Source organism: Thermodesulfobacterium commune DSM 2178 (assembly GCF_000734015.1).
Taxonomy (GTDB): Bacteria; Desulfobacterota; Thermodesulfobacteria; order Thermodesulfobacteriales; family Thermodesulfobacteriaceae; genus Thermodesulfobacterium; species Thermodesulfobacterium commune.
The window spans coordinates 647044-672777 of the sequence record NZ_CP008796.1; the positions used below are offsets into that span (position 1 = coordinate 647044).

General features: G+C 35.0%; 27 protein-coding genes and 1 tRNA gene. 14 read left to right on the forward strand and 14 right to left on the reverse strand.

Going from position 1 to position 25734, the window contains the following annotated elements; all coding sequences use genetic code 11:
* The first annotated feature begins 103 nt into the window (after positions 1-103).
* Positions 104-1720 carry an acyl--CoA ligase gene (locus tag HL41_RS03265; protein WP_038060424.1) on the forward strand — a complete coding sequence of 539 codons (1617 nt, stop codon included), beginning with the start codon at positions 104-106 and terminating at the stop codon, positions 1718-1720.
* Positions 1721-1759: 39 nt separating this feature from the next.
* Here the strand turns inward: HL41_RS03265 and rnr are convergent, their stop codons facing one another.
* Together rnr and HL41_RS03275 are read right to left on the reverse strand one after the other, a co-directional pair.
* A complete protein-coding gene (rnr, locus tag HL41_RS03270) occupies positions 1760-3907 on the reverse strand; it encodes a ribonuclease R (protein ID WP_051754468.1) in 2148 nt (715 codons plus the stop codon).
* A gap of 5 nt (positions 3908-3912) precedes the next feature.
* Complete coding sequence (locus HL41_RS03275) at positions 3913-4194, reverse strand: hypothetical protein (RefSeq protein WP_038060422.1); 282 nt, start codon at positions 4192-4194, stop codon at positions 3913-3915.
* A 369-nt stretch (positions 4195-4563) separates the two neighbouring features.
* On the opposite strand from HL41_RS03275, the gene gatB reads away from it, so the two are divergent.
* From gatB to HL41_RS03300, 5 genes are read left to right on the forward strand one after another with little or no spacing between them, the layout of a single operon-like run.
* Positions 4564-5994 (forward strand): Asp-tRNA(Asn)/Glu-tRNA(Gln) amidotransferase subunit GatB, encoded by a 1431-nt coding sequence (gene gatB / locus HL41_RS03280; RefSeq protein ID WP_038060420.1) that lies wholly within the window; start codon positions 4564-4566, stop codon positions 5992-5994.
* Positions 5991-7121: an S-methyl-5-thioribose-1-phosphate isomerase gene (gene mtnA / locus HL41_RS03285; protein WP_081856463.1), complete on the forward strand. Its 1131-nt coding sequence runs from the start codon at positions 5991-5993 to the stop codon at positions 7119-7121. The genes gatB and mtnA overlap by 4 nt, the downstream gene beginning before the upstream one ends.
* Positions 7111-7734: a redox-sensing transcriptional repressor Rex gene (locus HL41_RS03290; RefSeq protein ID WP_038060418.1), complete on the forward strand. Its 624-nt coding sequence runs from the start codon at positions 7111-7113 to the stop codon at positions 7732-7734. The genes mtnA and HL41_RS03290 overlap by 11 nt, the downstream gene beginning before the upstream one ends.
* 32 nt (positions 7735-7766) lie before the next feature.
* The gene (gene dut, locus HL41_RS03295; protein WP_038060416.1) at positions 7767-8207 is read left to right on the forward strand and encodes a dUTP diphosphatase; all 441 of its coding nucleotides are present in this window, start codon (positions 7767-7769) and stop codon (positions 8205-8207) included.
* Positions 8204-9151, forward strand: coding sequence for an FAD-dependent thymidylate synthase (locus HL41_RS03300; protein ID WP_038060414.1), 948 nt, complete (start codon positions 8204-8206; stop codon positions 9149-9151). Before dut ends, HL41_RS03300 begins: the two co-directional genes overlap by 4 nt.
* On the opposite strand, the gene HL41_RS03305 is transcribed toward HL41_RS03300, so the two are convergent.
* The 4 genes from HL41_RS03305 to HL41_RS03320 form a co-directional block, all read right to left on the reverse strand.
* The gene (locus HL41_RS03305; RefSeq protein ID WP_038060413.1) at positions 9146-9388 is read right to left on the reverse strand and encodes an FmdB family zinc ribbon protein; all 243 of its coding nucleotides are present in this window, start codon (positions 9386-9388) and stop codon (positions 9146-9148) included. The genes HL41_RS03300 and HL41_RS03305 overlap by 6 nt on opposite strands.
* Before the next feature lie 122 nt (positions 9389-9510).
* Positions 9511-10038 (reverse strand): translation initiation factor IF-3, encoded by a 528-nt coding sequence (infC, locus tag HL41_RS03310; RefSeq protein ID WP_038060411.1) that lies wholly within the window; start codon positions 10036-10038, stop codon positions 9511-9513.
* A 74-nt stretch (positions 10039-10112) separates the two neighbouring features.
* Positions 10113-12056 (reverse strand): threonine--tRNA ligase, encoded by a 1944-nt coding sequence (gene thrS, locus HL41_RS03315; protein WP_038060409.1) that lies wholly within the window; start codon positions 12054-12056, stop codon positions 10113-10115.
* Positions 12057-12092: 36 nt separating this feature from the next.
* A tRNA-Val gene (locus HL41_RS03320) sits at positions 12093-12167 on the reverse strand.
* A 163-nt stretch (positions 12168-12330) separates the two neighbouring features.
* On the opposite strand from HL41_RS03320, the gene lpxD reads away from it, so the two are divergent.
* Positions 12331-13353 (forward strand): UDP-3-O-(3-hydroxymyristoyl)glucosamine N-acyltransferase, encoded by a 1023-nt coding sequence (gene lpxD / locus HL41_RS03325; RefSeq protein ID WP_038060407.1) that lies wholly within the window; start codon positions 12331-12333, stop codon positions 13351-13353.
* 34 nt (positions 13354-13387) lie between these two features.
* Here lpxD and HL41_RS03330 read toward each other — a convergent pair whose 3' ends face one another.
* Both HL41_RS03330 and HL41_RS03335 read right to left on the reverse strand, forming a co-directional pair.
* Positions 13388-13546: a bacterioferritin-associated ferredoxin gene (locus HL41_RS03330; RefSeq protein ID WP_038060405.1), complete on the reverse strand. Its 159-nt coding sequence runs from the start codon at positions 13544-13546 to the stop codon at positions 13388-13390.
* A gap of 24 nt (positions 13547-13570) precedes the next feature.
* A complete protein-coding gene (locus HL41_RS03335) occupies positions 13571-14089 on the reverse strand; it encodes a flavin reductase family protein (protein WP_051754469.1) in 519 nt (172 codons plus the stop codon).
* A gap of 192 nt (positions 14090-14281) precedes the next feature.
* Here HL41_RS03335 and HL41_RS08995 point away from each other — a divergent pair, with 192 nt between their 5' ends.
* Entirely contained in the window at positions 14282-15184 is a 903-nt protein-coding gene (locus tag HL41_RS08995) for a GGDEF domain-containing protein (RefSeq protein WP_051754470.1), read from the forward strand.
* Here HL41_RS08995 and tadA read toward each other — a convergent pair.
* From tadA to kdsA, 6 genes are read right to left on the reverse strand one after another with little or no spacing between them, the layout of a single operon-like run.
* Entirely contained in the window at positions 15174-15644 is a 471-nt protein-coding gene (gene tadA, locus HL41_RS03345) for a tRNA adenosine(34) deaminase TadA (RefSeq protein ID WP_038060403.1), read from the reverse strand. The two genes, HL41_RS08995 and tadA, sit on opposite strands and share 11 nt — an antisense overlap.
* Before the next feature lie 7 nt (positions 15645-15651).
* Positions 15652-17295 carry a 4-hydroxy-3-methylbut-2-enyl diphosphate reductase gene (gene ispH / locus HL41_RS09270; RefSeq protein WP_081856464.1) on the reverse strand — a complete coding sequence of 548 codons (1644 nt, stop codon included), beginning with the start codon at positions 17293-17295 and terminating at the stop codon, positions 15652-15654.
* Positions 17292-18041, reverse strand: a complete 750-nt coding sequence (gene radC / locus HL41_RS03355) for a RadC family protein (protein ID WP_051754471.1) — start codon at positions 18039-18041, stop codon at positions 17292-17294. The genes ispH and radC overlap by 4 nt, the downstream gene beginning before the upstream one ends.
* A gap of 18 nt (positions 18042-18059) precedes the next feature.
* Positions 18060-18539 carry an LPS export ABC transporter periplasmic protein LptC gene (lptC, locus tag HL41_RS03360; protein WP_038060401.1) on the reverse strand — a complete coding sequence of 160 codons (480 nt, stop codon included), beginning with the start codon at positions 18537-18539 and terminating at the stop codon, positions 18060-18062.
* Positions 18506-19039, reverse strand: coding sequence for a KdsC family phosphatase (locus tag HL41_RS03365; protein ID WP_200870719.1), 534 nt, complete (start codon positions 19037-19039; stop codon positions 18506-18508). The genes lptC and HL41_RS03365 overlap by 34 nt, the downstream gene beginning before the upstream one ends.
* On the reverse strand, positions 18996-19820 hold the full coding sequence (gene kdsA, locus HL41_RS03370; protein ID WP_038060399.1) for a 3-deoxy-8-phosphooctulonate synthase: 825 nt from the start codon (positions 19818-19820) through the stop codon (positions 18996-18998). Before kdsA ends, HL41_RS03365 begins: the two co-directional genes overlap by 44 nt.
* A gap of 72 nt (positions 19821-19892) precedes the next feature.
* Between kdsA and HL41_RS03375 the strand changes: the two genes are divergently transcribed.
* The 6 genes from HL41_RS03375 (at position 19893) to HL41_RS03400 (ending at position 25734) form a co-directional block, all read left to right on the forward strand.
* A complete protein-coding gene (locus tag HL41_RS03375; protein ID WP_038060397.1) occupies positions 19893-21473 on the forward strand; it encodes a radical SAM protein in 1581 nt (526 codons plus the stop codon).
* A 62-nt stretch (positions 21474-21535) separates the two neighbouring features.
* Positions 21536-21841: an MTH1187 family thiamine-binding protein gene (locus HL41_RS03380; RefSeq protein WP_235181314.1), complete on the forward strand. Its 306-nt coding sequence runs from the start codon at positions 21536-21538 to the stop codon at positions 21839-21841.
* A gap of 30 nt (positions 21842-21871) precedes the next feature.
* Positions 21872-23074, forward strand: a complete 1203-nt coding sequence (locus HL41_RS03385; RefSeq protein WP_038060394.1) for an argininosuccinate synthase — start codon at positions 21872-21874, stop codon at positions 23072-23074.
* Positions 23071-23727: a fructose-6-phosphate aldolase gene (gene fsa / locus HL41_RS03390; protein ID WP_038060393.1), complete on the forward strand. Its 657-nt coding sequence runs from the start codon at positions 23071-23073 to the stop codon at positions 23725-23727. The genes HL41_RS03385 and fsa overlap by 4 nt, the downstream gene beginning before the upstream one ends.
* 23 nt (positions 23728-23750) lie before the next feature.
* Positions 23751-24344 carry a phosphatase PAP2 family protein gene (locus tag HL41_RS03395; RefSeq protein ID WP_038060391.1) on the forward strand — a complete coding sequence of 198 codons (594 nt, stop codon included), beginning with the start codon at positions 23751-23753 and terminating at the stop codon, positions 24342-24344.
* Positions 24322-25734: an ArnT family glycosyltransferase gene (locus tag HL41_RS03400; protein WP_038060390.1), complete on the forward strand. Its 1413-nt coding sequence runs from the start codon at positions 24322-24324 to the stop codon at positions 25732-25734. The genes HL41_RS03395 and HL41_RS03400 overlap by 23 nt, the downstream gene beginning before the upstream one ends.

Here is a 25734-nt window from a genome sequence, read left to right on the forward strand (position 1 = left end):
TTATTTTATTTTTGTGAAATTTTTATTTTATTTATTGTCTTTTAGTGTTTTTTTTATATTCTCTTTTTTTCAGAGTATTTGAGAAATTAGGTGGAGGAATTTTATGCAAAAAGAGTTACAATATTATTATGAAGTAGTTAGAAATTTTAAGCTACAGGTTCCTGAAAAATTTTCATTTCCTTTAGACGTGTTTGACAAATGGGGTAGCCTTCCTGCATTAATTTGGACAGATGGTAAAGAAGTAAAAAGATTTACTTTTGAAGAGCTCACTGCTCTTTCAAGTAAATTGGCAGGAGGTTTAAAAAATTTAGGTATAGGTAAGGGGGACAATGTTTTAATGTTTTTACCTAACAGATATGAATGGTGGATTACAGTATTAGCTTTAATGAGACTAAACGCGGTTATTGTTCCTTCTACCGTGATGTTAACGGCAAAAGATCTAGAATATAGACTTAAATCTTTAGAAATTAAGGCTATCATTTCAGATGAAGAAAATGCTAAAAAAGTAGAAGAAGCAGTGAACCTCACCAATTCCAAAGCTATTCTTATTAACATCGATGATATTCCTGGCTGGGAAAAGTATAGTGAGCTTTTTAAGTTTGACCCTTTTGTAGGAGAAAGGACTTTTTCAGAAGATACTTCTATCATCTTTTTTACTTCAGGCACTACAGGACCACCTAAAATGGTAAGACATACTCAAGTTTCCTATCCTTTAGCCCATGTTATTACTGGAAAGTTTTGGTTAAACCTAAAGCCTGGTATAATACACTGGAATCTATCTGATACAGGGTGGGCTAAGGCTGCTTGGTCAAGTCTTTTTGGCCCATGGAATACAGGAGCAACCGTTTTTGTAAGGCGTAGAGGGAAAAAGTTTACTCCTGATATTATGATAGAAACATTGAAAAAATTTGAAGTAACCTCCTTATGTGCTCCGCCTACCGTTTACAGAATGTTAATCAAAGAAGTTCCCTTAAAAGAACTTTCTTTCCCTACAGTTAATCATTTTGTTTCAGCAGGAGAACCGCTTAATCCAGAAGTAATAGACATATGGAAAGAAATTACTGGGAAGTATATTTATAACGGTTATGGGCAAACAGAAACAGTTAATACCATAGCTATGTTTCCTTTTATTCCTATGCGTAAAGGTGCTATGGGACTTCCTACTCCTGGTTTTGAGGTAGAAATAGTAGATGACAACGGAAAAATTTTAAAACCCTATGAAGAAGGCAACATAGCCATCAAAGTCTTTCCTGAGAGACCTGTGGGGCTTTTTAAGGAGTACATAAATGATGAAAAAGAAATGGCAGCTGCCTTTAAAGGTGAATGGTATTTCACCAGAGATAGAGGATATAAAGATGAGGACGGCTACTTTTGGTTTTTAGGAAGAGAAGATGATATAATCATAAGCTCAGGATACAGGATTTCTCCTTTTGAAGTAGAAAGTGTTCTTATCAAACACCCGGCAGTAAAAGAATGTGCTGTAGTAGCAAGCCCTGATGAAATAAGGGGAGAGGTGGTCAAAGCCTTTATCGTTTTAAAAGATGGTTTCAAACCTTCTCCTGAATTAATAAAAGAATTGCAAAATTTTGTGAAAACAGAAACCGCTCCTTACAAATATCCACGTAAGATTGAGTTTGTAGAGGAGCTTCCTAAAACTGTTAGCGGGAAGATCAAACGAAAAGAATTAAAGTTAAAAGAATTTGGACTTTGGCCTAAATAAAAGTTACTTTAAAAGGCTTGCTTAGGGGGCATAGTTCCTCTAAGCAAGCACAAAATTAATATAAAACCTTCTTAAATCTACCTCTTTTACTCTGACTGTTACAGATTGTCCTATTTGAAAAACCTTGCCTGTTTTCTGTCCTATCAAAGCAATTCCTTTTTCATCTAACACATAAAAATCATCTTCAAGATCGACTACCCTAACCACTCCACTTACCATATACTCTAACAGGTCTACAAAAAAACCAAAAGCAGTAACTCCAGTAATAATTCCGTTAAAAGTCATTCCTATCTTATCCTTCATGAAGAAACATTGAAATCTCTTTAAAACCTCTCTTTCTGCTTCTTCGGCGGTTCTTTCTTTCTCAGAGAGATGTTTACCCATTTTTTCTAATTCTTCTTCTTTGTAAACAGGTTTTTTTCTTTTTAAAGCAGCTTTTAAAGTTCTGTGTACTACTAAGTCTGGGTATCTCCTTATAGGAGAGGTAAAATGACAGTAACAGGTAGAGGCTAAACCAAAGTGACCTAGGTTTTCAGGTGTATATTTAGCCTGTTTTAAGGACCTTAACAGTAGATGATTGAAAAGATAAGCATAAGGTTTTCCGCTAAACTGAGAGATCAATCGTTGAAAAAACTGAGGAGTTACTTCCTCTGGAAAAGTTACTTCTATTCCATAAGAAAGGAAAATTTCAGACAATTGTTTTAATTTGTTTATGTCCGGTGTTTCATGAACTCTATATAAAAATGGATAGCCCTTTTGAGTTAAAAAACTTGCCACCGCTTCATTAGCTGCGATCATAAAATCTTCTATCAACATATGAGCTAAATTGCGCTCTCTTTTTACTATGTTTTCAACCTCTCCTTTGATGTTAATTATTATTTCTGGCTCAGGCAAATCAAAATCTAAACTACCTCTTTTTAGTCTTTTTTCTCTCAAAATAAAGGCAAGCTCAGCTGCGGTATCGAGCATAGGATAAAGGTCTTGATATTTTTCAATAGTTTCTTGGTCGTGATCAACGACCATCTTTTTTACCTCTGTATAGGTCAGCCGAGCATGGGAATGAATTACTCCTTCATAAAATTTTTGGTTAGCCACCTCTCCATCGTGACTAAAATCTATCTCTACTATCATAGCTAATCTGTCTACATTAGGATTTAAACTGCATAAATGATTGGAAAGTTTTTCGTGAAACATCGGAATAACCATTGTAGGAAAATAAACACTAGTTCCCCTAAGATAGGCTTCTTGATCTAAAAAAGAACCTTTTTTTACATAATGAGCTACATCAGCAATAGCTACCCAAAGTTTATAGCCTTTTTTAGTCTTTTGAACACAAACTGCATCGTCAAAATCCCTTGCGTTTTCACCATCTATAGTTACAAACGGAATTTTAGTCAAATCTGTTCTACCTTTTTTATCTTCTAATATAACTTCTTCAGGTAACTTTTGGAGTTCAGCCATCAATTCTTCGGTCCATAAATGAGGAAGGTCATAAGTATATACTACGGCCCAGGTATGAGATTCGAGATTAAGAGGGTCTCCCAAATCTTTAATTATCTCCCCTACCGGAAATCCATACTCTGAGGTAGGTTGAATAATCTTTGCGACTACTAAATGGTTTACTTGAGCTTTGTTAAGCCTTTTTTTTGGGATATAAATCTCAAAAGGTATTCTTGGATCTTCTGGCTCTACAAAATAAGCTTTTTTTCTCTTTACTAAGTATCCCACTAAATTTTTTCTTTTTCTTTCAACTACTTCGATAATCCTGCCTTCAGGACCTTTTAAACTTACCCTATCTATCCTAACTAACACTATGTCTCCATCTAAAGCTTTTCCTATAAAACGAGGAGGGATAAAAATACGCTCTTTTTCTGTCTCTACAAAGCCATAGCCATCAGGATGAACCCTTAACCTTCCTTTTAAAAAGGACACCTGCTCTGGAAGTGCATACTTTCTCTTCTTTAATTTGATAACCTTATTTTGGGCCTCTAAAAATTTCAAAACCTCTCGAACTTTCGGTCTTTTTTCTTTTGGAAGATTTAGAAGATGGTAAATCTCTCTTAATAACAAAGGCTTTTTCACTGATTTTAATAAGTTAAGAAGGTCATCTTGAAGTTTATCTTTGAAATGGTGAATTTTATTACCTTTTTTTTTAGTTAAACCTTTCTTATTCTTTTTAGAAGGCATTTAGATTACTTAAGGTTTAAATACTGAATAGCTTTTTCTAAGTCTTCTTCAGGCACGGTTACATGAAGACCTGACTTTGGGCCTTTTCTTATATAAAACCTTAACTCTTCTGCTGTTTTGATGTTTTTCTCCTTTACTATGTTAGGTAGACTCCTACTTCCTTTATGACATTTTAAACATTTAAAATCTTCAGCGGCAAGTTCTAATTTATGATAGGAATAAGCAACCAAAAGACTGCCTAAAAAGATAACAGGTAAAATGCTAATATCATAAAATCTAACTTTCATAACCTTTCCTCAAAAATTTGTCTACACATCTAAGACTTCTTTTAATTTTTATACTATAACATATAAAAATTTTTGTCAACTCTCTCCTATGAAGAATGTGTTCGGAAATTCTTTCTACTAATTTTTACATAACTATTTTCTTCCTAATCCCTTTTGCCCCTTTTAAAATATAAAATTTTAAATTTTCATGAAACAAAAGATGATTGTTTTTTGTTAACTCTCTATTTTACTATAGAATAATTTGTTAACGAATCATAGACAAAAGGAAATTTTAAAAACATCCTCTACAGGTTAATATTGACACAGAATAAAAAAATTGTATGATAATTTTTATATTTTCATTATCAACTTCCGTTAAAGGGGTGGTTTATGGAATTTGAGGCAGTAATCGGGTTAGAAGTTCATGCTCAGCTTAACACTAAAACTAAGATGTTTTGTTCATGTTCAACCAAGTTTGGTAATCCACCTAATACACAAATTTGTCCAATATGTACAGGGCAGCCAGGGGTACTTCCAGTAATCAATAAAAGGGCTGTAGAATTTGCCATAAAATTAGGTTTAGCCCTTGGTTGTAAAATCAACAAAACCTCTGTGATGGCTCGTAAAAACTATTTTTATCCAGACCTACCCAAAGGATATCAAATCTCTCAGTACGAACTTCCCATAGCTGAAGGCGGAGAAATAGAAATAGAGATAAATGGGACAAGGAAAATCATACCCTTAGTTAGAATTCATATGGAAGAAGATGCGGGTAAACTAATCCATGATGAGAAACAACCCTTTTCTTATGTAGATTTTAACCGGTGTGGAACCCCACTTTTAGAAATAGTAAGTGCTCCTGCTATTTCTTCCCCTGAAGAAGCAGTAGCTTATCTCAAAACTTTGAGAAGGATTTTAAGATATTTAGGTATTTGTGATGGAAACATGGAAGAAGGAAGTTTAAGATGTGATGCTAATGTTTCGGTTCGACCTAAAGGAAGTGACAAATTTGGCACAAAAGTAGAACTAAAAAACATGAACTCTTTTAAACATGTAGAAAAAGCTTTATCCTATGAAATAAAAAGACAAATAGGATTACTCCTAGAAGGTAAAACTATAGTTCAAGAAACCAGACTTTATGATGAAGCTACGCAAACTACTCATCCCATGAGAGGAAAAGAAGAAGCTCATGACTACTGCTATTTTCCTGACCCTGACCTGATAGAAATCCAGATTGATGATGACATGTTACAAAAGGTAAAGAATGAACTTCCAGAACTCCCTCATGTGAAAAAACAGAGATTTTTAACTCAATACCAACTTACTTCTTATGAAGTAGAAATTTTGACAGAGGAAAGAGATTTTGCTGAATTTTTTGAAAAAACCTTAGAAATTTATCCTAACCCAAAGATGGTTTCTAATTTTATGTTAACAGAAGTTTTGCGTTATTTAAATCGAGACAACATATCCATTACTCAGTCAAAACTTACTCCCGAAAACTTAGCTCAACTTCTTAAGTTGGTTGAAGATAACCTTATTTCTATAACCATAGCCAAACAAGTCTTTCCAGAGGTTTACGAAAAAGGTGTTGATCCTAAAAAATTGGTAGAAGAAAAAGGGTTAATTCAAGAAAGTTCAGAAGAAAAATTAAAAATCATCTGCGAAGAAGTACTCCGAGAAAACCCTGCAGAGGTGGAAAAATATAAAGCAGGAAAGAAAGGATTACTTGGTTTCTTTGTAGGACAAGTTTTAAAGAAAACTCAAGGAAAAGCCAATCCTAAAGTAGTTAATAAACTTTTAGAGGAGTTGTTAGAAAAATGAAAAAGAAAAAAAACAATATAAAAGTCCCAGCTCAAACAGATGTAATCCAAGCCTGGATTTGGAATGAAAAAGGACTTTTTTTATTAGACCAAAGAAAGCTTCCTTTAGAAGAAAAATATGTTTTTTGTAACACCATAAATAAAGTTAGAAAAGCTATCAAAGAGTTAGTAGTAAGAGGAGCTCCTGCTATCGGAATATGTGCTGCCATAGGATTCACCATAGGGTTTAAAAACTTTTTAGAAAAAACTAGGACTAAAAAATTTTCTATCCAACGTATCAGCGAAGAGATAGGAAAGCTTAGTCTACTTTTAGAAACAGCAAGACCTACAGCTGTTAACCTTAAGTGGGCTGTAAACAGAATGAAAGGGGTTTGTGAAAAATTTCTTAAAGAGGTTGAAAAACAACCAATAACATTAAAAACTTTAACAAAGCTTTATTCTATTTTAGAAAAAGAAGCTTTAAAAATTTGGGAAGAAGACATAGAGGGAAATCTATCTATGGCAACCTTTGGGAAAGATCTTATTCCTGAGGGAGGGGTTCTTACTCATTGTAATACCGGAGCGTTAGCTACTGGAGGTTATGGAACAGCCTTAGGGGTGATAAGAGAGGCTTATAAACATAAAAAAATCTTTGTGTTTGTAGATGAAACAAGACCTTTTTTACAAGGGGCAAGACTTACTGCTTGGGAGCTTAGTAAGCTTAACATACCTTATGCTATCATCACAGACAACTCAGCGGGGTATCTTATCAAAAAAGGAGAAGTTAAAGCTATCATAGTAGGGGCTGACAGGATAGCTTTAAACGGAGATACAGCTAATAAAATAGGAACCTACAGTTTAGCTGTTCTTGCCCATTACCATAAAATACCCTTTTTTGTTGCTGCTCCATCCTCTACATTTGATCTAGAAATCTCCTCAGGAGAAGAAATCCCTATAGAAAAAAGGCCTTCGAAAGAGGTACTGTCTTGTGGAAAAACAAGGGTTGCTCCTTTAAATGCTAAGGCTTATAACTTTGCCTTTGACATAACACCAGGGAATTTAATTACAGCTATCATTACAGAAAAAGGGGTGATATATCCTCCTTACAGCCAAAATATACCAAAAATCATAAAAAGGAATGAAAATTAAGGACCTACCAGAAAATACCTTAGAAAGACTGATTTTTTATCTTAAAATCCTTGAAAATCTTGAGGATAAAGGTATCGGTTCTCTTTCTTCTGAAGAATTGGCAGAACTTGCTGGAGTAACCTCTGCTCAACTAAGAAAAGACTTAAACTTTTTAGGAAGCCTTGGCACTAAAGGTGTAGGCTATAACGTTAAAACTTTAAAGTTTAATCTAAAAAAATTTTTAGGACTTTCCCAAGAATGGAACCTAATATTAGGAGGTATCTCTCCTTTAGGAATATTTCTTTTAGAAAATAAAGAACTTCAGAAAGAAGGTTTCTACTTTATGGCAGCCTTTGATATCAGAGAGGAACACATAGGAAGGATCTACAATGGAATTTCTGTTTACAACTTGGAGCAGGTTTCCTATGTTTTTAAAGCGATTAAGGTAGACATAGGAGTTATTACAGCAGAAGAAAACGCAGAAGTTTACATAAAAACTTTTTTGGACCATGGATTAAAAGCTATTTTAAACCTAACAAAAATCCCATTTTTTTCCAGGAATGATTCAGTTCGGATAGAAAACCTTTCGTTTAGCTTAGGTTTAACTAAATTATCTTATTTTTTAAGTAGATAAAAATTTTAATCGTAACCGTAAAAGGAGTTAATATGAAGGTAGAGGTATGGAAAAAAGATGAAAGAGCAAAACTTCCTGAAAGAAGCACCGAAGGTTCAGTAGGATATGATATTTTTGCTTTGGAGGATTTAGAGATTTTACCAGGAGAATTTAAACTTATAAGAACAGGTTTAGTAATGAAAGCCCCCTACCCTTATGCCCTTTTAATTTTTCCTCGTTCTTCTCTTTTTAAAAATAAAGGACTTATCTTTCCAAACTCAGCAGGAATTATTGACTTTGATTATTGTGGGGCTGATGATGAAATAAAGATACCTGTAGTCAACATAACTCAAAAAGCCGCTTTTATTAAAGCTCATGAGAAGATAGCTCAAGCCATATTTATCCAAGTGGGATTTCCTGAAATAGTAGAAATTAAAGAACCACCTCAAAAAACTTCCAGAGGTGGTTTTGGGTCAACAGGTGGCTACAGATGAGGCTTTCGGATTTAAGACAACTTCAAAAAGATTTTATTTCTGTAGTAGTTAAAAATTCTGATATTAAAGCTATAACAGATTTTCTCTTCTTTAGCTATTTAGGAGCAAGAATATGTTACGCCTCTTCCCATCCTTTGGCTCTTTTTTCTGAAGAAAAGTTTAAAAACTTTGAGACCTTTAAAAATTTTCTTCTTCATCTAAAAAAATTGGAACATTACAGTGTTTTTGCCCATACTCCAGTTTTCGTCAACACAGAAAACATAAAAGTTGAAGAAAAACTTCTTCTCGCACAGATTTACTTTAAGGTATTTTGGGATGAATCTAAAAAACAAGCCTTATTTAATCTTAGACATCTTGCAGAAAATCTTTCAGAGGAACAATTTGCTAAACTAATAGAAAATCCTCCTGACTTAACCTCGATTGAGATTGTTTATTTTAAAAATAACCAAAACTTATATCAAGGTCCTCTTTTAGAGTTCCCTAACCATCTTCTTGAAGAAGACCGTACAAACTTTTTTGCCGTCCCTGAAGTCATTATCATAAAACAACTGAAACCTTATCCCTTTAACTGGATTGGAGTAATCGTTCATAATTTTTCAAGAATCTTTAGTCATCAGTTCGTAAGGCACACCTGGCTTAATTTCAATCAGCGTTCTCATAGGTATACTGAAGTAGACAAATTTATCGTACCTAAAAATTTTAACGACTACCATGTTAAAACCTACCAAGAAATTATAAAATATACGATGAAGTATTACAGAGATTTTATGAAAGACCTAAAAAAAGAGAGTGCAAGGTTTTTAGTTCCTCAAGGTGTAACTACCACTCTTTTAGCCACCGGGCCAGAATTCGTATGGGAAGATTTTATCAACAAAAGGGCGATACCCCAAGCTCAAGAAGAAATAAAAACTTTAGCATTTCTTTTAAAAGAACATCTTTTATGAATCATTAGAACTTTTTTGAGAACCCTCTTCTTTAGAATTACTTTTCTGGCCTTTTTCTTTACGGGCATAATCTGTAACATACCATCCAGAACCTTTTAAAATAAACCCAGTATTTCCGATAAGCCTTCTTAACTCGCCTCCACATTTTTCGCAAGTTCTAAGAGGGTCTTCAGTAATTTTTTGCCAAACCTCAAACTTATGTCCGCAAGCTAAACATTCATATTCATAAATAGCCATAAGCACTCCTCCTTCTTCAAAAGAATACAAAAATTTATTGATGAACTTACAGAAAAAATTCGTTTGAAAAATATAATACCGACTGGTAATTTTTAAAGAGGATTAAAGTTAAAAATTAAAAGCTATTTTTTTACCAAAGGAGCCAAGATGGTTATCAGTTGTTTCCCCTCTAACTTAGGAGGACTTTCCACCTGAGCCTTATCCTTTACTGCCTCAAAAATAGCCTGCAAAACCTTATCTGCCATTTCAGGATGAGCTATCTCTCTTCCTTTAAAAACAATCCTTACCTTTACTTTATTTTTGTCTTCTAAGAACCTGATAATATGTTTAATTTTTACTTCCAAATCATGCTTATCTGTTTTAGGACTAAGTTTAATTTCTTTGGTTTCAATCTGAACCTGTTTCTTTTTAGCTTCTTTAGCTTTTTTAGCCTCTTGATATAAAAATTCTCCAAAATCCATTATTTTACATACAGGAGGATTAGCAGTAGGTGCTATTTCTACCAGGTCTAAACCATAATCTTCGGCATATCTTAACGCTTCGGTTAACGACACAATACCTATCTGTTTACCATCTGGACCTATCAGTCTTACTTCTTTAGCTTTAATCTGTTCATTAACCCGATACTTTTTCTTCAAGTCTTTTTGCATACTACAACTTTCCTCCTAAGTGAATTTTAATTTTTGGAGATGTTAAAACCTTAACTTTATGACGAAGAGAAAACTTAAGACCTTTCATTAAGTTGATAATAAGGCTGATTTTCAGTTTTTAATTTAGAGATAAGATCTTCCAAGGAAAGGTTGTTTAAAACCTCTCCTGTACGTGACCTAAGGCTTACCACTTGATTTTCTTCCTCTTTATCTCCAAGGATTACCATGTAAGGCACTTTTTCTTGTTGAGCTATCCTTATTTTATAGTTAAGTTTCTCACTTCTAAAATCTCTTTCTACTCTAAAACCAGCGTTTTCTAAAGCTTGAGCTACTTTTTCTGCATAAGGTATAGTTCTATCAGTGATAGTTAAAACCTTTACCTGTACAGGTGAGATCCAGAAAGGGAAAGCACCTGCATAGTTTTCTATCAAAATCCCTAAAAATCTTTCTAAAGACCCTAATAAAGCTCTATGCACCATAATAGGACGATAGAATTTATTGTCTTCTCCTACGTAGACCAAATCAAATCTTTCAGGCAGGTTAAAATCGACCTGAATGGTAGAACATTGCCAAAAACGACCCAGAACATCCTTAATCTTAAGGTCTATCTTAGGCCCGTAAAAAACCCCCTCTCCTGGGTCTATCTCATAAGACAATCCTTTTTTTTCTAAGGCTTTTTTAAGGGCTTCCTCTGCTTTATCCCAAACTTTAGGATCTCCTACAAACTTTTCAGGTCTGGTAGAAACAAAAATCTTATATTCATGGAAACCAAATACCTTCAAGAAATAAATCACCAAATCAAGAACGTTGGTCAGTTCCTCTTCAAGCTGATCCTCTCGACAAAAGATATGGGCGTCATCCTGAGTAAATCCCCTAACCCTTAAAAGGCCATGTAAAACCCCACTTCTTTCAAAACGATATACGGTGCCAAGCTCACAAAAACGTATAGGAAATTCTCGGTAGCTCCTTCTTTTTTGGTTATAGACGTATATATGAAAAGGACAGTTCATCGGTTTTAACTGATAGGCTCTATTTTCAAGCTCCATAGGAGGAAACATATTTTCTGCATAAAAATCTAAATGTCCAGAAACCTTCCATAGGTCTCTTAAAGCTATATGAGGGGTATATAATAACTGATACCCTCGCTTAAAATGTTCCTCTTTCCAAAAATTTTCTATCAAGTTTCTAACAACCGCCCCCTTAGGTAACCATATAACTAATCCAGGGCCTATCTCTTCTTCTATCGTAAAAAGCTCAAGCTCTTTTCCTAACTTCCTGTGGTCTCTCTTTTTGATTTCTTCAAGTCTTTTCAGATGTTCCTCAAGCTCTTCTTTACTAAAGAAAGCAGTTCCATAAATACGCCATAACATAGGATTTTTTTCATCGCCTCTCCAATAAGCACCAGATACAGATAGGAGCTTTACGGCCTTAATGTCTCCTGTTGAAAGAACGTGGGGACCTTTACAAAAGTCTACAAAATCTCCTTGAGAATAAATAGAAACTGTATCTTCGTTAATCTCTTTTATAAGTTCAAGTTTAAACTCTTCTTTTAACGAAGAAAACAACTTTTCAGCTTCCTCTTTACTAATCTCCCTTCTTTCTAACGGTAATCTTTTTTGAATGATTTCCTTAACTTTTTTTTCTATTTTCTCCAGGTCTTCCTCATTAAAAGGTCTTGTATAATAGATATCATAGTAAAAACCATCTTCTATCGCAGGGCCTATACCCAACTTTGCCTCTGGAAAAAGTTCCTTTACTGCTTGAGCAAGCACATGGGAAGCGGTATGTCTCAAAAACCATAAAGCTTCCTTGTCGTCAGGATAGATAGGAATAAGCTCCACCAACTCACCGTTTCCCAAAGAGCTGGTAACAGGAGTATGCCAATCTAAGTACTCTTCTTGAAACTTAAAACCTACAGGAAGTTTTTTGACAACTTTTTTGATTTCAGATAAAATTCTTTTTAAAGGTTGACCTGGCTGAAGGTCAAACTCCCCGATGTCCTGAATAACTATTTTCAAACCTAAACCCTTTTCTCCTCAAGGTTTCAACAAAAATGGTAGGCGCGGGCGGGATCGAACCGCCGACCTCTTGCGCGTCAAGCAAGCGCTCTCCCACTGAGCTACGCGCCTACAGTTTAATTAATCCTTAAAATAACAAAATTTTGGTTTATGTCAAGGTAAAAAATAAAAATGTACCAAAAAATTTTAGCCTGTTTATACAATTTTAACGTCCCCCTCTGGATTTTGTCATAAAGGATTGTATTTTTAAAATAAAAAACACGGAGGTGAAAACTTGAAAGCTTATAAACTATCTTTTATAGCCAAACAAATAAACGGAGAACTGATAGGAGAAGACCTTGAGATAACAGGTGTTAATGCCATTCCTCTTGCTAAAGAAGATGAATTAATTTTTATAGACTCTTTAAAAAAAGTACCTCAGGCTAAAGCCTCTAAAGCAAAGGCTGTGCTTTGTCCTAAAGGTTTGGCCAATCAATTAGAAGAAAAATCTGTGGTCGAGGTAAAGGAGGTTAGGTTAGCCTTTGCTAAGATTACTGAACTTTTTAAAAAAGAACCTGCTATAAGATGGGGAATAAGTGAAAAGGCATTTATAGAAGATGGGGTAGAAATAGAAGAACCGGTTGCTATTTACCCTAATGTATACATACAAACTGGAGCAAAAATAAAAAAAGGGGTGGTCCTTTATCCAGGAGTTTTTGTAGGGTCCTTTTGTGAAATCGGAGAAAACACCGTAGTTTATCCTAACACCGTGCTATACCCCTATTCTAAAATAGGAAAAAATTGCATCATCCATGCAGGGGTCGTCATAGGAGCTGATGGTTTTGGTTTTGCTCAGGAACCTTTAGATGAAGGCTATAAAAACGTTAAAATCCATCATTTTGGAGGAGTCTTGATAGAAGATGATGTTGAAATAGGTGCTAATTCTACAGTTGATAGGGCTGTTTTTGGGTTTACTGTTATCGGAGAAGGAACTAAAATTGACAATTCTGTCCAAGTTGGGCATAACGTTAAAGTAGGAAAACAAAACATTTTAGTTTCTCATACTGCTATAGGAGGGAGTGCTGTTTTAGAAGATTTTGTGATGATCGCAGGACAGGTGGGAATAGCTCCTTCAGCTAAAATTGGTAAAGGCGCAAGAGTAGCAGCTAAATCAGGGGTTGTAGGGGAAGTCCCTCCTAACACCGAGGTGGCAGGAATACCTGCTATAAAGGCAAATGTATGGAAAAGAGCTATAATTATTTTTGAAAAGCTTCCTGAACTATACAAAGAGCTTAAAAAATTCCTAAAGACTTTTTAGTTTCTTCCACAATCCTGTGGACGTCTCCTAAACATCAGGTCTTTTTGGGATTTTTAAGATGACATTCACATTGGCCCTTTCTTTTTTTATCCATGATAAACTCTAAAATTTCAGAACGTCCTTGGTTTTCTTTTACATCTCTTACGATATCCTCTTTAGTAAAACCAAAACAATAACACACCAGTTCTTCCATATCTTTTATCTCTCCTTTTTCTCCTTATTTCACCATATAAACCTTTTTATCGCAGAAAACAAAAAATCTTCCTGTTTTATGTAAGGGTAACTTCCAAAACTCTTTAAAACCTTCTTCGTCAAAATCTTTAGCCTCCCAAAACAAAACCTCTCCTATGTAAAAAACATGATCTCCTACCTCGATGCCCTCTAACACTTTACATTCAAAAGTTGCCATACTCTTCTCTAACAAAGGTAACTTAAAGTTAGGACTTGGTTTAGTTTTTATGGCAAATTTTTTAATTTTATCGATTTCTCTTCCCTTGACAGAACCTACTTTAAAAATAAGCTCATAATCTTCTGTTATATTTACCGAAAAAGCTTGATACTTATCGATAAGCTCTTTTGTATAATGTTTAGTTGCACAGGCAAAACCTATGGTAGGAGGTTCTACAGAGATAGGAGTTATCCAGGAACAAGCCATAAGATTAGTTTTTCCTTGTTCTACATTTCCGCTTCCTACAATTACAGCCGGTCTTGGATGAAGAGCCCTGTAAAATTTCATATTTAGCCCCCTTTAGTTTTTTAAGCTTATATTTTAAACACTGGTTATTTTATCTTACCAAAATAAAAAAACAATAACTAACCCACCGGGTCCTCAAACCTGATTTTTTTTGCTATTTATTATTGACAAAAAAAATTTTTAAGCTACTTTTCTACTATTAATTATAAAAAAACAACATTTAGAGGTAAATCCATGTTAGTAAAAGACGTGATGATCGATGACGTCTTTAAGGTTGACCCTGAAAGTAGCCTATTAGAATTGGTTTCTTGTTTTATAGATAAAGAGATCGGAAGTGTGGTTGTAGTAGATCAACAACAAGAACCCATCCAGATTATTACTCTAAGAGACCTGCCTAAAATTTTCTTATTTGCCCCAACACCTTCTAACGTAGAAGAAATTCTCCAGACTTTAGGTAAAGACAAGAAATCTCTTATAACTGTTAAAGTTGGAATGCCCCTTATAGAAGCCATAAACCTTATGGCCAGGTTTAACATAAGCCATCTTCCGGTAGTTGATGATAATTCTAAACTGGTAGGTCTTCTAAGCTTAAAAGACATAATAAAGTCTGTACCTAGCATGATGTATATAGACCATCTTACTGGGCTAAACAACAGACTTTACCTCGATTTACTAATCCCTAAACTTAAAAGAACTAAAGGTCCTATTGGTTTTATTATGGCAGACATAGACAACTTTAAAAACATAAACGACCTCTATGGACATCTGATAGGAGATGAAGTTTTAAAGGTAGTTGCCCAAACCTTGAGAAAAAACGTAAAAATAAGTGATGAGGTTATAAGATACGGAGGAGAAGAATTTCTAATCATCCTATACAGGTGTGATTTAGATAAGGTAAAAATGGTGGGAGAAAGGTTGAGAGAACGGGTTATGAAAATAAGTTTTGAAACTAATCCTAATCTAAAGGTTACGATTAGTTTAGGGGGGTGTGAATACAGAGGAGAAAAAAACATAATGGAATACATTTCTTTAGCTGATCAAGCGCTTTATCAGGCAAAACAGTTAGGTAAAAACCGGGTTGAAGTTTTAAGATTAGAGGAAAAACAAGAGTTTTGTGAAATAGGCCCTATTTTATAGTCTCTCTTTTTAGTCTAAAGAATTCTTTTAAAAGTTGGGCTGCTTGTTGTTTCAATAAACCTTCTTTCATTTTAATCCTGTGGTTTAATCTTAGATCACTGATTATTTGATAGAGGCTAACACAAGCTCCTGTTTTTTCATCTCGGGTAGCAAAGATCAATTCTTCTATTCTTGCAAGCACAAGAGCATAGGCACACATCGGACAGGGCTCAAGAGTCACATACATCTTACATCCCAAAAGTCTAAAATTACCAATCCTTTGACAGGCCTCTCTTATGGCTAAGATTTCGGCATGCGCGGTTGGGTCGTTTTGTTTTAGAATTTGGTTTCTTCCTCTACCTATGATTTCCCCCTTAGGAGAAACTATCACTGCCCCAACAGGTACTTCATCTTCTTCAAAAGCCTTTAAAGCCTCTTTAAGGGCCTCTTCCATAAAAAATAGGTCTTCTTCTTTAAACATTTTTATACTACCCTAAACTTCTAACAAAAAAACCACACGCTAAAAAAGCTAAAGAAACTATAAAAACTAAGGTTTCTAAGTATACTACCTGCCCAAGAGGTCTCTTTTTAACTACTAAACCAAGAAAATAAGCTACTCCCCAAACCAAAAAGAATACTCCAAATTTGTAATGAAAAAGAGTTGTTAAGCTGGTTATCAATAGTCCTATTAAGATAGTTAAGTTCAAAATTTTAAAGAAAATTTTAGGCTCATACGAAAAGGTAGAAAGTAAAAAATTTTTCGGCAAAAAGCCATCTGTCTGAAAGTAAACGATCTCTAAATAAAGTTTTAGGTATAAAATCACAAGAACAGCTTGCAAAAAAATGACTCCAAAACTAAAAGTCCAAAAGGGATATAGATAAAGAGAAAGGGCTGACAAGAAAAGTATCTCCCAAAAAAAGGTTAATGCACTTCGATAGGTAAGAAAGTCAATCAACAAAAGTGCTATCACCAAACTTATTATCCTTGGTTTATAAAGAAAAGCGGTTATTAAGGTAAAAAAACCCGTTAGCACAGCAAAAAACAAAAGTTTTTTTTGATGTTGAGAAAGAAACCTGTATTTTATCGGAAGGTAAAACTTAAAACTTTCTTTTAAAAGATTTTGGTTTAAAAGGTTTCTAAAAAGACTAAAACTTAAAAACCATAAAAGAAGATAAGAAAACTTAGAGTTTAAAGGATGGTTAATCCCTAACAACAGCCCAAGAAAAATTAAAAATAGGGTTAACGACCAGGTAGCCGAAGAAAAACACATAGCTTTTAAAAACTTATAAAAAAAAGAAGTTCTATTCTTTAAAACATCGACCACCTCGTTTATTAGCCAGTTTGGTGTTGAGGCTCCTGCAGTTATACCTACTGTTTTATGTTTCTTTAAATCTTCCCAAGAAAGTTCTTCAGGACTTTCGACAAGAAAAACATCTTTATTTTCTTTTTTAGCTACGTCTGCTAACCGGTTGGTGTTTGCACTAAACTTTCCACCTATAACCACGATAGCTGAACATTCCTCACAAAGTTTTCTAACCTCGTTTTGTCTGACTGCTGTAGCATTACAGATGGTATTGATGATCTTTCCGTTAGGATAAAGAGACGTTATTCTTTTAGAAAGATGGTTAAACAGTTTTTCGTCTTGGGTAGTTTGAGAGAGGATGACATAATCTTTAAGAGGGGGAAGGGTTACAACGTCTTCTTCTGAGGAAACCACATATCCTTTACCTTCACAATAACCAAGAATACCCTTAACTTCTGCATGATCTTTATCTCCTATGATCACTACCTCTTTTCCCTCTGATACAGCTTTTTTAGCCAAGGCCTGAACCTTAAGGACCCTTGGACAGGTACCATCTATAACCTTATGTTTTTCTGTCAATGCTTTATATTCCTTTGGAGGTACCCCATGGGCACGAATGATTACCACACCTGAGGGAAGGTTTTCGTTAGGGTCTTTTAACACCTGTACTCCAAAAATATCAAGAAGTTTTAAAGTCTGAGGATTATGGATTAGTGGTCCGTAAGTATAAATATATGATTTTTTCTCGTTTAAAGCCTTTAATACTAAATTTACCGCCCTTCTTACCCCCATGCAAAACCCAGCTTTTTTAGCGATTTTTATCTTCATAAGATTTCTCTCCTTATCTCTGCCTTTAACCTGTCTATATCTCCTTTTTCAGCCATACTGTAGTATCCATTTTTACCTACGATAACATGATCAAGCACTTTAATCTGAAGAAGGTCTCCTGCCAAAACCAGTCTTTTAGTAAGCATTAAATCTTCTTTAGAAGGGGTAGGATCTCCAGAAGGATGGTTATGCACTAACACTATGGAAAGGGCCTTCTTCTCCAGTGCCTTTTTAAAAATTTCTCTTGGATATACCGCACTTTCATGTAGGGTTCCTTCAAAAAGGGTTTCTCCTCCTAAAAACTTAGACTTAGCATCAAGAAAAAGAACTTTTAAAACCTCTCGGTCCAAATTTTGCATTTCATACTTGAGATATTCATATACCTCTTGTGGAGACCTTAGATATTCTGACTTTGTCGCCCTACTCTGAAGATACCTTCGAGCAACCTCATGAATAACCTTTAAAGGTAAAATAGCCCTTTCCTTAAGTCCCTTAAACTTTTTAAGTTCTTCTAAAGGAGCATCAAGTACCTGATCTAAAGTTTTATAATGTTCTAAAAGGGTTCTTGCAAGTTTTCTGGTATCTCTGTAAGGAAGGCTAAACATTAAAAGAAGCTCAAGTAAGTCTTCATCTGTAAAACTTTTTGGCCCTTCTTTAAGAAACCGTTCTTTTACCCTAGCTCTGTGGCCTTTTGCCTTTTCATACGCCTCTATCAAAATTTTTTGAGAATATTTTTTTTCAGGCATGTTTAAAACACGATCGTTTTAAAAACTCATCTGAAATTGAGCCCTTCCGTGAACCTGAAAAATTCCATCTTTTATATGATAGGTCATACCCTTTCCCCTAATCAACATACCTTTTTGTTTTACTAAAACTTCTTTTTCCGTAAAAAGATAGTTCTTTTTAGGAAAAAATATCAACTCTTCGGTATATACTTCTCCATAGTTTTCAGTAACCAATTTTACATTGCCTTGAAAAACCATTTTATCCTCTTTGGGATAGTAATAACCTCTCTGAGAAGAGACGTTAATTCCTTTGGATGGACTGATTAAAGTTAAACCCTCTGCCCAAAAAGTACCTTCTTTATCACGTTTAAAGAAAGATGCTTTAAGCTTCCAAAGAAGTCCTTCTTTACTGTAAAAACTGTATTCCAAATCTTTGGCTACCATACGAAAATCTTTGGATAAAGAAGGAGAAACTAAAAACAAAACTAAGATAGATAAAATTGCAACGCCTCTTCCCATTTTCCCTTAGCCTTTAAAATGAGATCACAGACCTCCCTTACAGCCCCTTTCCCTCCAGGGAGCTTTGTTATGTAATGGACATACTCGTTTACCGGAGGCCATCCGTTAGGAACTCCTATAGCTAATCCTACCCTTTTTAACACAGGAAGATCTATCCAATCATCTCCCACATAGGCAATTTCTTCGTCTTTAAGCCCTTTTTCTTGTTTGAGCTTCTCATATATTTTGAGTTTAGTTAATTCTCCTTGAGAAACAAAGATGATACCCAACTCTTTGGCTCTGTGCTGGGTAACTTGAGAGAATCTGCTTGAAAGGATGGCTACTTCAACCCCAATTTTTTGTAAAAGTTTTATTCCCATTCCGTCAAGTACGTTAAATTGTTTAACCTCTTCCCCTTCACTGGTAAGGATGATCCTTCCATCGGTAAGCACACCGTCTACATCTAACAAAAGTAACTTAATTTTCTTCGCTTTTTGTAGAATTTCTTGAGGAAAGTCCATGTTTTTTTAACACCTCTCTTAGGTCTCTAATTTGAGAAAGTAGAGGGTCTAACCAACTAAGAGGTAAAGAATTGGCTCCATCACAAAGGGCTTTTTCCGGCTCTGGATGAACTTCCATAAAAATCCCATCTACTCCCACTGCTACCGAAGCCCTCATCAAATATGGGATGAACTCTCTTTCCCCTCCAGATTTACCTTCCCCTCCCCCAGGAAGCTGAACGCTGTGGGTAGCGTCAAAAATAACCTTATCACTAAACCTCTGCATTATAGGAATACCTCTAAAATCTACCACCAGATTTCTGTAACCAAAGGTATAGCCTCGTTCGGTAGTCCATACCTCTTGAGAGGTAAACTGTTTAGCCTTTTCTACTGCATATTTCATATCCCATGGAGAAACAAACTGACCTTTTTTGATGTTAACCACTTTTCCAGTTTTTGCTGCTTCCACTATCAGGTCAGTTTGTCTACAAAGAAAAGCCGGAATCTGAATAACATCCACTACCTCAGCTACAGGTTTAACCTGCCAGGTTTCATGAACATCGGTAGTAACAGGAACTCCTATTTGGGTTTTTACCTCGTATAACCAGGCAAGACCTTTTTCAAGCCCAGGTCCTCGGTAGGAAAAAATAGAGGTCCTGTTAGCCTTATCAAAAGAGGCCTTAAACACAAACTCAAAATCATACTTAGTAAGAAGCTCTTTAAGCTCGTTGGCTATATAAAGGGTCAACTCAAGGTCTTCTAAAACACAGGGCCCTGCTATGATTAAAAACCTGTTCTTCATAACCATTACCTTTCTTAGAATTTCAAATTTTTAAAAAGTATTTTATAATCAATTTGACATACTTGCAACCCTATGAAAAATCTTATGGACTATACAAGGTTTGAAAAAAACTTTTTCCGTAAAAAATGGACAGGAAGAATTTCTATAGCTTTAGTATTTCCTAATCATTATCAGGTTGGGATGTCTAACTTAGGTTTTCTTTATGTCTATCAAAGACTTAACCTTTATCAAGAAATAGTATGTGAGCGGGTGTTTTTACCAGAAAAAAATGAAAAAATAAGGTCTATCGAAAGTTCTCGTCCTCTTAAAGATTTTAACCTTATACTTTTTTCCATACCCTTTGAAGTAGACTATATAAACGTGGTAAAAATCCTACAAAAAGGAGAACTTGGGTTAAACCCTACTCAAAGGACACAACCTGTGTTAGCAGGAGGAGTGGCTACTTGGTTAAACCCAGAACCAATCTCTTCTTTTGTTGATGCTTTTTTACTTGGAGAATGGGAAGAAATAGAAAAACATGTAGTTCCTATTTTTATAGAACATTTTAACCACAAAAAAATACTTCTTGAAAAATTAAGCACTTTAAACTTTGTTTACCTTCCTCTGTCCTCTGACCAGAAGAAAATAAAAGTAGCCAAAATAAAAAAACCAGAAAAGGTGGTTTATTCAGATCTTATCAGTCAAAAAGCAACGTTTTCTGAAACCTATCTTATAGAAGTAGCCAAAGGCTGTGGGAGAGGTTGTAGATTTTGCGCCGCAGGTTTTATGTATCGTCCTCCCAGAGGTTATCCAGAAAAAGCTCTATCTGACGTACTCGAAAACATACCAGAAAACTCTAAGGTTGGTTTAGTGGGGCTTGAATTTGCTAATAAACAAGAAATCCTTGAGTTTGGAAAAAAACTTTTAGAAAAAAGTTGTACCCTTACCTTTTCTTCTCTTAGGATAGATGCCTTAAACGAAGATTTTTTAGAACTTTTAAAAGGGACAAAAAGTGTAGCCATTGCACCTGAAACAGGGTCTCAAAAACTTAAAAAGGTTATTAATAAAAACCTCACCCCAGAAGAAATCTTTGAGGTGTTAGAAAAATTTCAGCAAAGGGGTTTAAAAAACATAAAATTTTATTTTATGTTAGGATTACCCTTTGAAACCCAAGAGGATTTAGAAGAAACGGTAAAGTTTATAAAAAAGTTACTTGCACAAAAATATAATCTTAATCTTTCTTTTACCTTTTCTTTCTTCGTTCCTAAACCTCATACCCCTTTTCAATGGGCAAAATTTTCAGATTTAAAGAATTTAAAAGAAAAAGAGAAATGGGTAAAAAAAGAATTAGGATATGTTAAAAACCTAAAGGTTGAACCTCCTGAGGAGGCACTTTTACAAACTTTGATAGCCCGAGGTAGCAAAGAATTAAAAGATTTTTTAATTAGTTTAGCTCAAGGTCAAAACCTAAAAAGGATTATAAAAAGTATGCCTAAGGTTTTAAAAAGTTTGTGCCCACAAGATTCGTTAGAGACAGAATTTCCGTGGGATAAGATTGATTTAGGAGTAAATAAAGAGTTCCTATGGAATGAATGGCAAAAGGCAAAAAACTTAAAACTAACTGGTTTTTGCCATCCTGAGAAATGTAAACTCTGTGGAGCCTGCGAAAAATAAACAGATTGTGTTGATATTTTAAAAATTTGTGGTAAGATTAGTTTTTAACTATGAGTGTGTTAATGGGAATAAGTATCTTTCCTGTAGATAAAGGAGAAAGTTTAAGTAGTTTTGTAGCTCGAGCTGTAGAAACCATACAAAAGTCCAACTATCCTTATATAGTTACTCCTATGGAAACCGTGGTAGAAACGGAATCTATAGAAGAAGCTTTGAGGCTTGCTGAAGAGTGTTTTAAAGCTTTAGAGGTAGATTGTAACAGGATCATCGTTAACATAAAAATCGACTACAGAAAAGGCAAATCAGGTCGTATCAAAGGTAAGGTTGAATCGGTACAAAAGAAGATCAACCAACCATTAAATACTGTCTAAGAATATCTAAAAAGGAGGTTCTTTTCTCAAATGCCTAATAAAATTGTCTTAGCTTATTCTGGTGGACTTGATACTTCAGTAATTTTAAAATGGCTTATAGAAAGGTATCAATGTCCGGTGATTGCTTTTTGTGCAGACCTTGGACAAGAAGAAGACTGGGAAGAGATTAAACAAAAAGGACTTAGTTGTGGAGCTGAAAAGGTTATTATAAGGGACCTTAAAGAGGAATTTGTAAAAGAGTATGTATTTTTTGCCATAAAGGCTGGAGCAAGATATGAAGACTGGTATCTTATGGGAACCTCTCTTGCTCGTCCACTGATTGCTAAAGAACAGATAAAGATTGCCTTTGAAGAAGGGGCTGATGCCGTAGCCCATGGAGCAACGGGAAAAGGAAACGATCAAGTAAGGTTTGAACTTACTTTTTCCGCCTTAGCTCCTCATCTTAAAGTGATTGCACCCTGGAGAGAATGGGATTTTAAAGGAAGGCAAGACCTGATTGCTTACGCCCAAAAACATGGTATCCCAATTCCAGTAACCCCAGAAAAACCTTATAGCATAGATGCCAACCTTTTTCATATAAGCTATGAAGGAGGTATTTTAGAAGACCTGTGGACTGAGCCACCAGAAGATATGTTTCTTATGACGGTATCTCCTGAAAAGGCACCTGATAAACCAGAATATATCGAGATAGAGTTTGAAAGAGGAGAACCGATAGCAGTTAACGGAGAAAAATTAAGCCCTGCCAACCTTCTAAAGAGACTCAATGAAATAGGAGGAAGACACGGGGTTGGCAGAATCGATATGGTAGAAAACCGGTTTGTTGGACTTAAAAGCAGAGGCATTTACGAAACCCCAGGAGGAACCATCTTACATATAGCCCATAGAGCTTTAGAACAGATTACCCTTGATAGGGAAGTAATGAGGCTTAAAGATAGTCTTATGCCTAAGATAGCAGAAATGATATATTATGGTTTTTGGTTTAGTCCTGAGTTTCAGGCGTTGAAAACCATGGTAGAACAAACTCAAGAAAGGGTTTCCGGAACGATAAGAGTTAAACTCTATAAAGGAAATGTAATAATAGCAGGGAGAAAAAGTCCTAACAGCTTATATAAAAAGCGTTTGGTAAGTTTTGAGGAAAAGGAAGGATACAATCCTAAGGACGCAGAAGGTTTTATAAGACTTCAGGGATTGAGATTAAAAATTTACAACCTATCGAAGGAGGAGGAAGCATGAAAATCTTTGTTGACACCGCTAAGATCGAAGAAATCAGAAAGGTTAAAGAATGGGGTATCCTTGATGGAGTAACTACCAACCCTACCCTTCTTTCTCAAACAGGGAAACCTTGGAAAGAAGCTGCCCTTGAGATTTTAAATGAAGTCCCAGATTTGCCGGTTTCTTTAGAGGTTTTAGCTACAGACTTTGAGGGTATGGTTAAAGAAGCGAAAGAACTGGCTAAGATGGGAGATAATGTAGTTATTAAAATCCCCTTTACTGTAGATGGAATAAAAGCTGTCCAAGCCTTAGCTGCAGAGCAAATTCCTACAAACGTTACCTTAGTTTTTAGTCCTATGCAAGCTCTTATTGCTGCCAAAGCAGGAGCCACTTTTGTTTCTCCTTTTGTAGGAAGAATAGATGACATCTCCTATGATGGAATATCAGTCCTAGAAGAAATTATCCAGATTTACGCAGCTTATGGGTTTGAAACTGAAGTTATCGCTGCAAGTATACGTCATGTAGACCATGTAAGAAAATGTGCCCTTTTAGGGGTAGATATTGCTACCATTCCCTTTAAAGTAATAGAACAGATGTTTAAGCATCCTCTCACTGACATAGGCCTTGCTAAATTTTTAGAGGATGCTAAAAAAGCCAACATTTCTATCCTGTAAAAGACTGAGTTTTAAGGGTTGCCTTGTTTTTATGTGAGTTAGACCTCAAATTATTTTATGTCATAAACCAATTTAGACATAGGTTATTAGACTTAACCTTACCTTATTTTAGCCATCCAGACCTTATTTATGTCTTTTTTGTTACGTCTGGATGGCTTATCCTTAAAAAGAAAACTTTACTACAAAGTTTGATAATCTGGATTTTTTTAATCTTAGGGTATGTATGGGTAGATTTTAGTTGTGCTAAAATTCTTAAGCCTTATTTCCAAAGACCAAGACCTTTTGTATCTCAGGAAAACCTTTATTATTACTCTGATCAAAAACATCGTTACCTCAACCAACCTTTAAAAAAAGAAACTTCCTACAGTTTTCCTTCAAATCATGCCTCAAATGTCTCTTTTGCTTCCATTTACTTAAGTCTTTTTTATCCTCCTTTTGCCTGGGGCTGGATATTGTTTATGTTGTTGGTAGGTTGGTCAAGGATATACCTTGGGCACCATTATCCCTTTGATGTGCTGTCTGGTTTTTTCTGGGGTGGTTTTTGGGGATGGACGTTTTATCTTTTGGTAAAAACCCTTCTTAAAAAATTAAGACATGAAAAAAAACTTTCTGCTTAAACCACTTTTCTTCTTATTCTCTTTGTTTTTGATAAAACTTTTATATCTCCTACTTTTAGACCTCCCTCTTTCTTATGACGAGTCTTATTATTGGGACTGGTCAAGGAATCTTGCTTGGGGATACTACAGTAAACCACCGATGGTTGCATGGCTGATTAAGATTTCAACCGGTTTTTTTGGAAATTATGAATGGGCAGTCCGGTTACCTGCACTTTTTTCTATTACCTTTACCACTTTATTTTTTTATCTAATCCTAAAAAAACGCCTTCCTTATGAGAAAGAACTTCTTTTAGGTCTAACCTGTCTTAGCTTAATACCTTTACTTACTGTATACAGTTTTATCATGACCATAGACCCTCCTCTTATGCTTTTTTGGACTGGAGCTACCTATTTTTTTATAAATTATTTAGAAACGCTAAGGGTAAGACACGCTTTTTTGGCTGGTCTCTTTATGGGCTTAGGTCTTCTTACAAAACAAACGATGTTGGGGTTTATAGCGATTGCCATAGGATATATCCTATGGTTTAAAAGACCAGCCTTAAAAAAACCTGTAACTTTTCTTATGTTTGGATTACCTTTCTTGATGATTCTACCCAATCTTTACTGGAACTGGATAAATGGTTTTGTTATGTTTAAACATACAGAGGAACATTTTTCAAGAACCGGGATAGAGTTGTCCAAGGGAATAAAAACAATACTTGAGACCTTACTACTTTATACCCCTTTAGCTTTAGGTTTTATACTCATGGCACTAAAAAACTTAAAAGATGAGATATACAAAACCAGAGATTTTATTTATTTTCTTGGGCTTCCGTCTTTATTATTCCTGGGGCTTTCTTTTATGGTAGAAATAAACGCAAACTGGATCTTACCTTTTATGGTTTCAGGACTAATCTGGGTAGTTTATACCCCTCCTTTTCCTAAATTTATCACTTTTCTCAGGTTTAACCTCCTTTATGGTATTTGTTTCCTTATACTGGCCTTGTCATTTGGAGCCTTTTTTGACCGATTTCCAGAGTTTACCCGAGACCTTTTAAAGAAATTTATAGGATGGAGAGAACTTGCCTCTTATGTTGAGACCTTTTATGATGGGAAAACTCCTATCGTTGTCTCTTATCGAGATATAGCTTCCTCTTTAGCTTTTTATCTAAAGTCTCATCCAGAAAACATTTATGTAGTACAAAAGCACCCTTACCCACAAAATCAATACCATCTATGGAGAAAAGACTCAGATTTATCAGGAAAAGAGGTTATCTTTATCCAAAAGAACCCTATCCCTCCTAAAAACCTTAGAAACCCTGTTAAACTTGGTGAAGTTCGGGTTAAAATATCTCAAAAAACTTATAAAGAGTTTTTTATCTGGAAAGGAATTTGGGAAAAGGAAGGATAA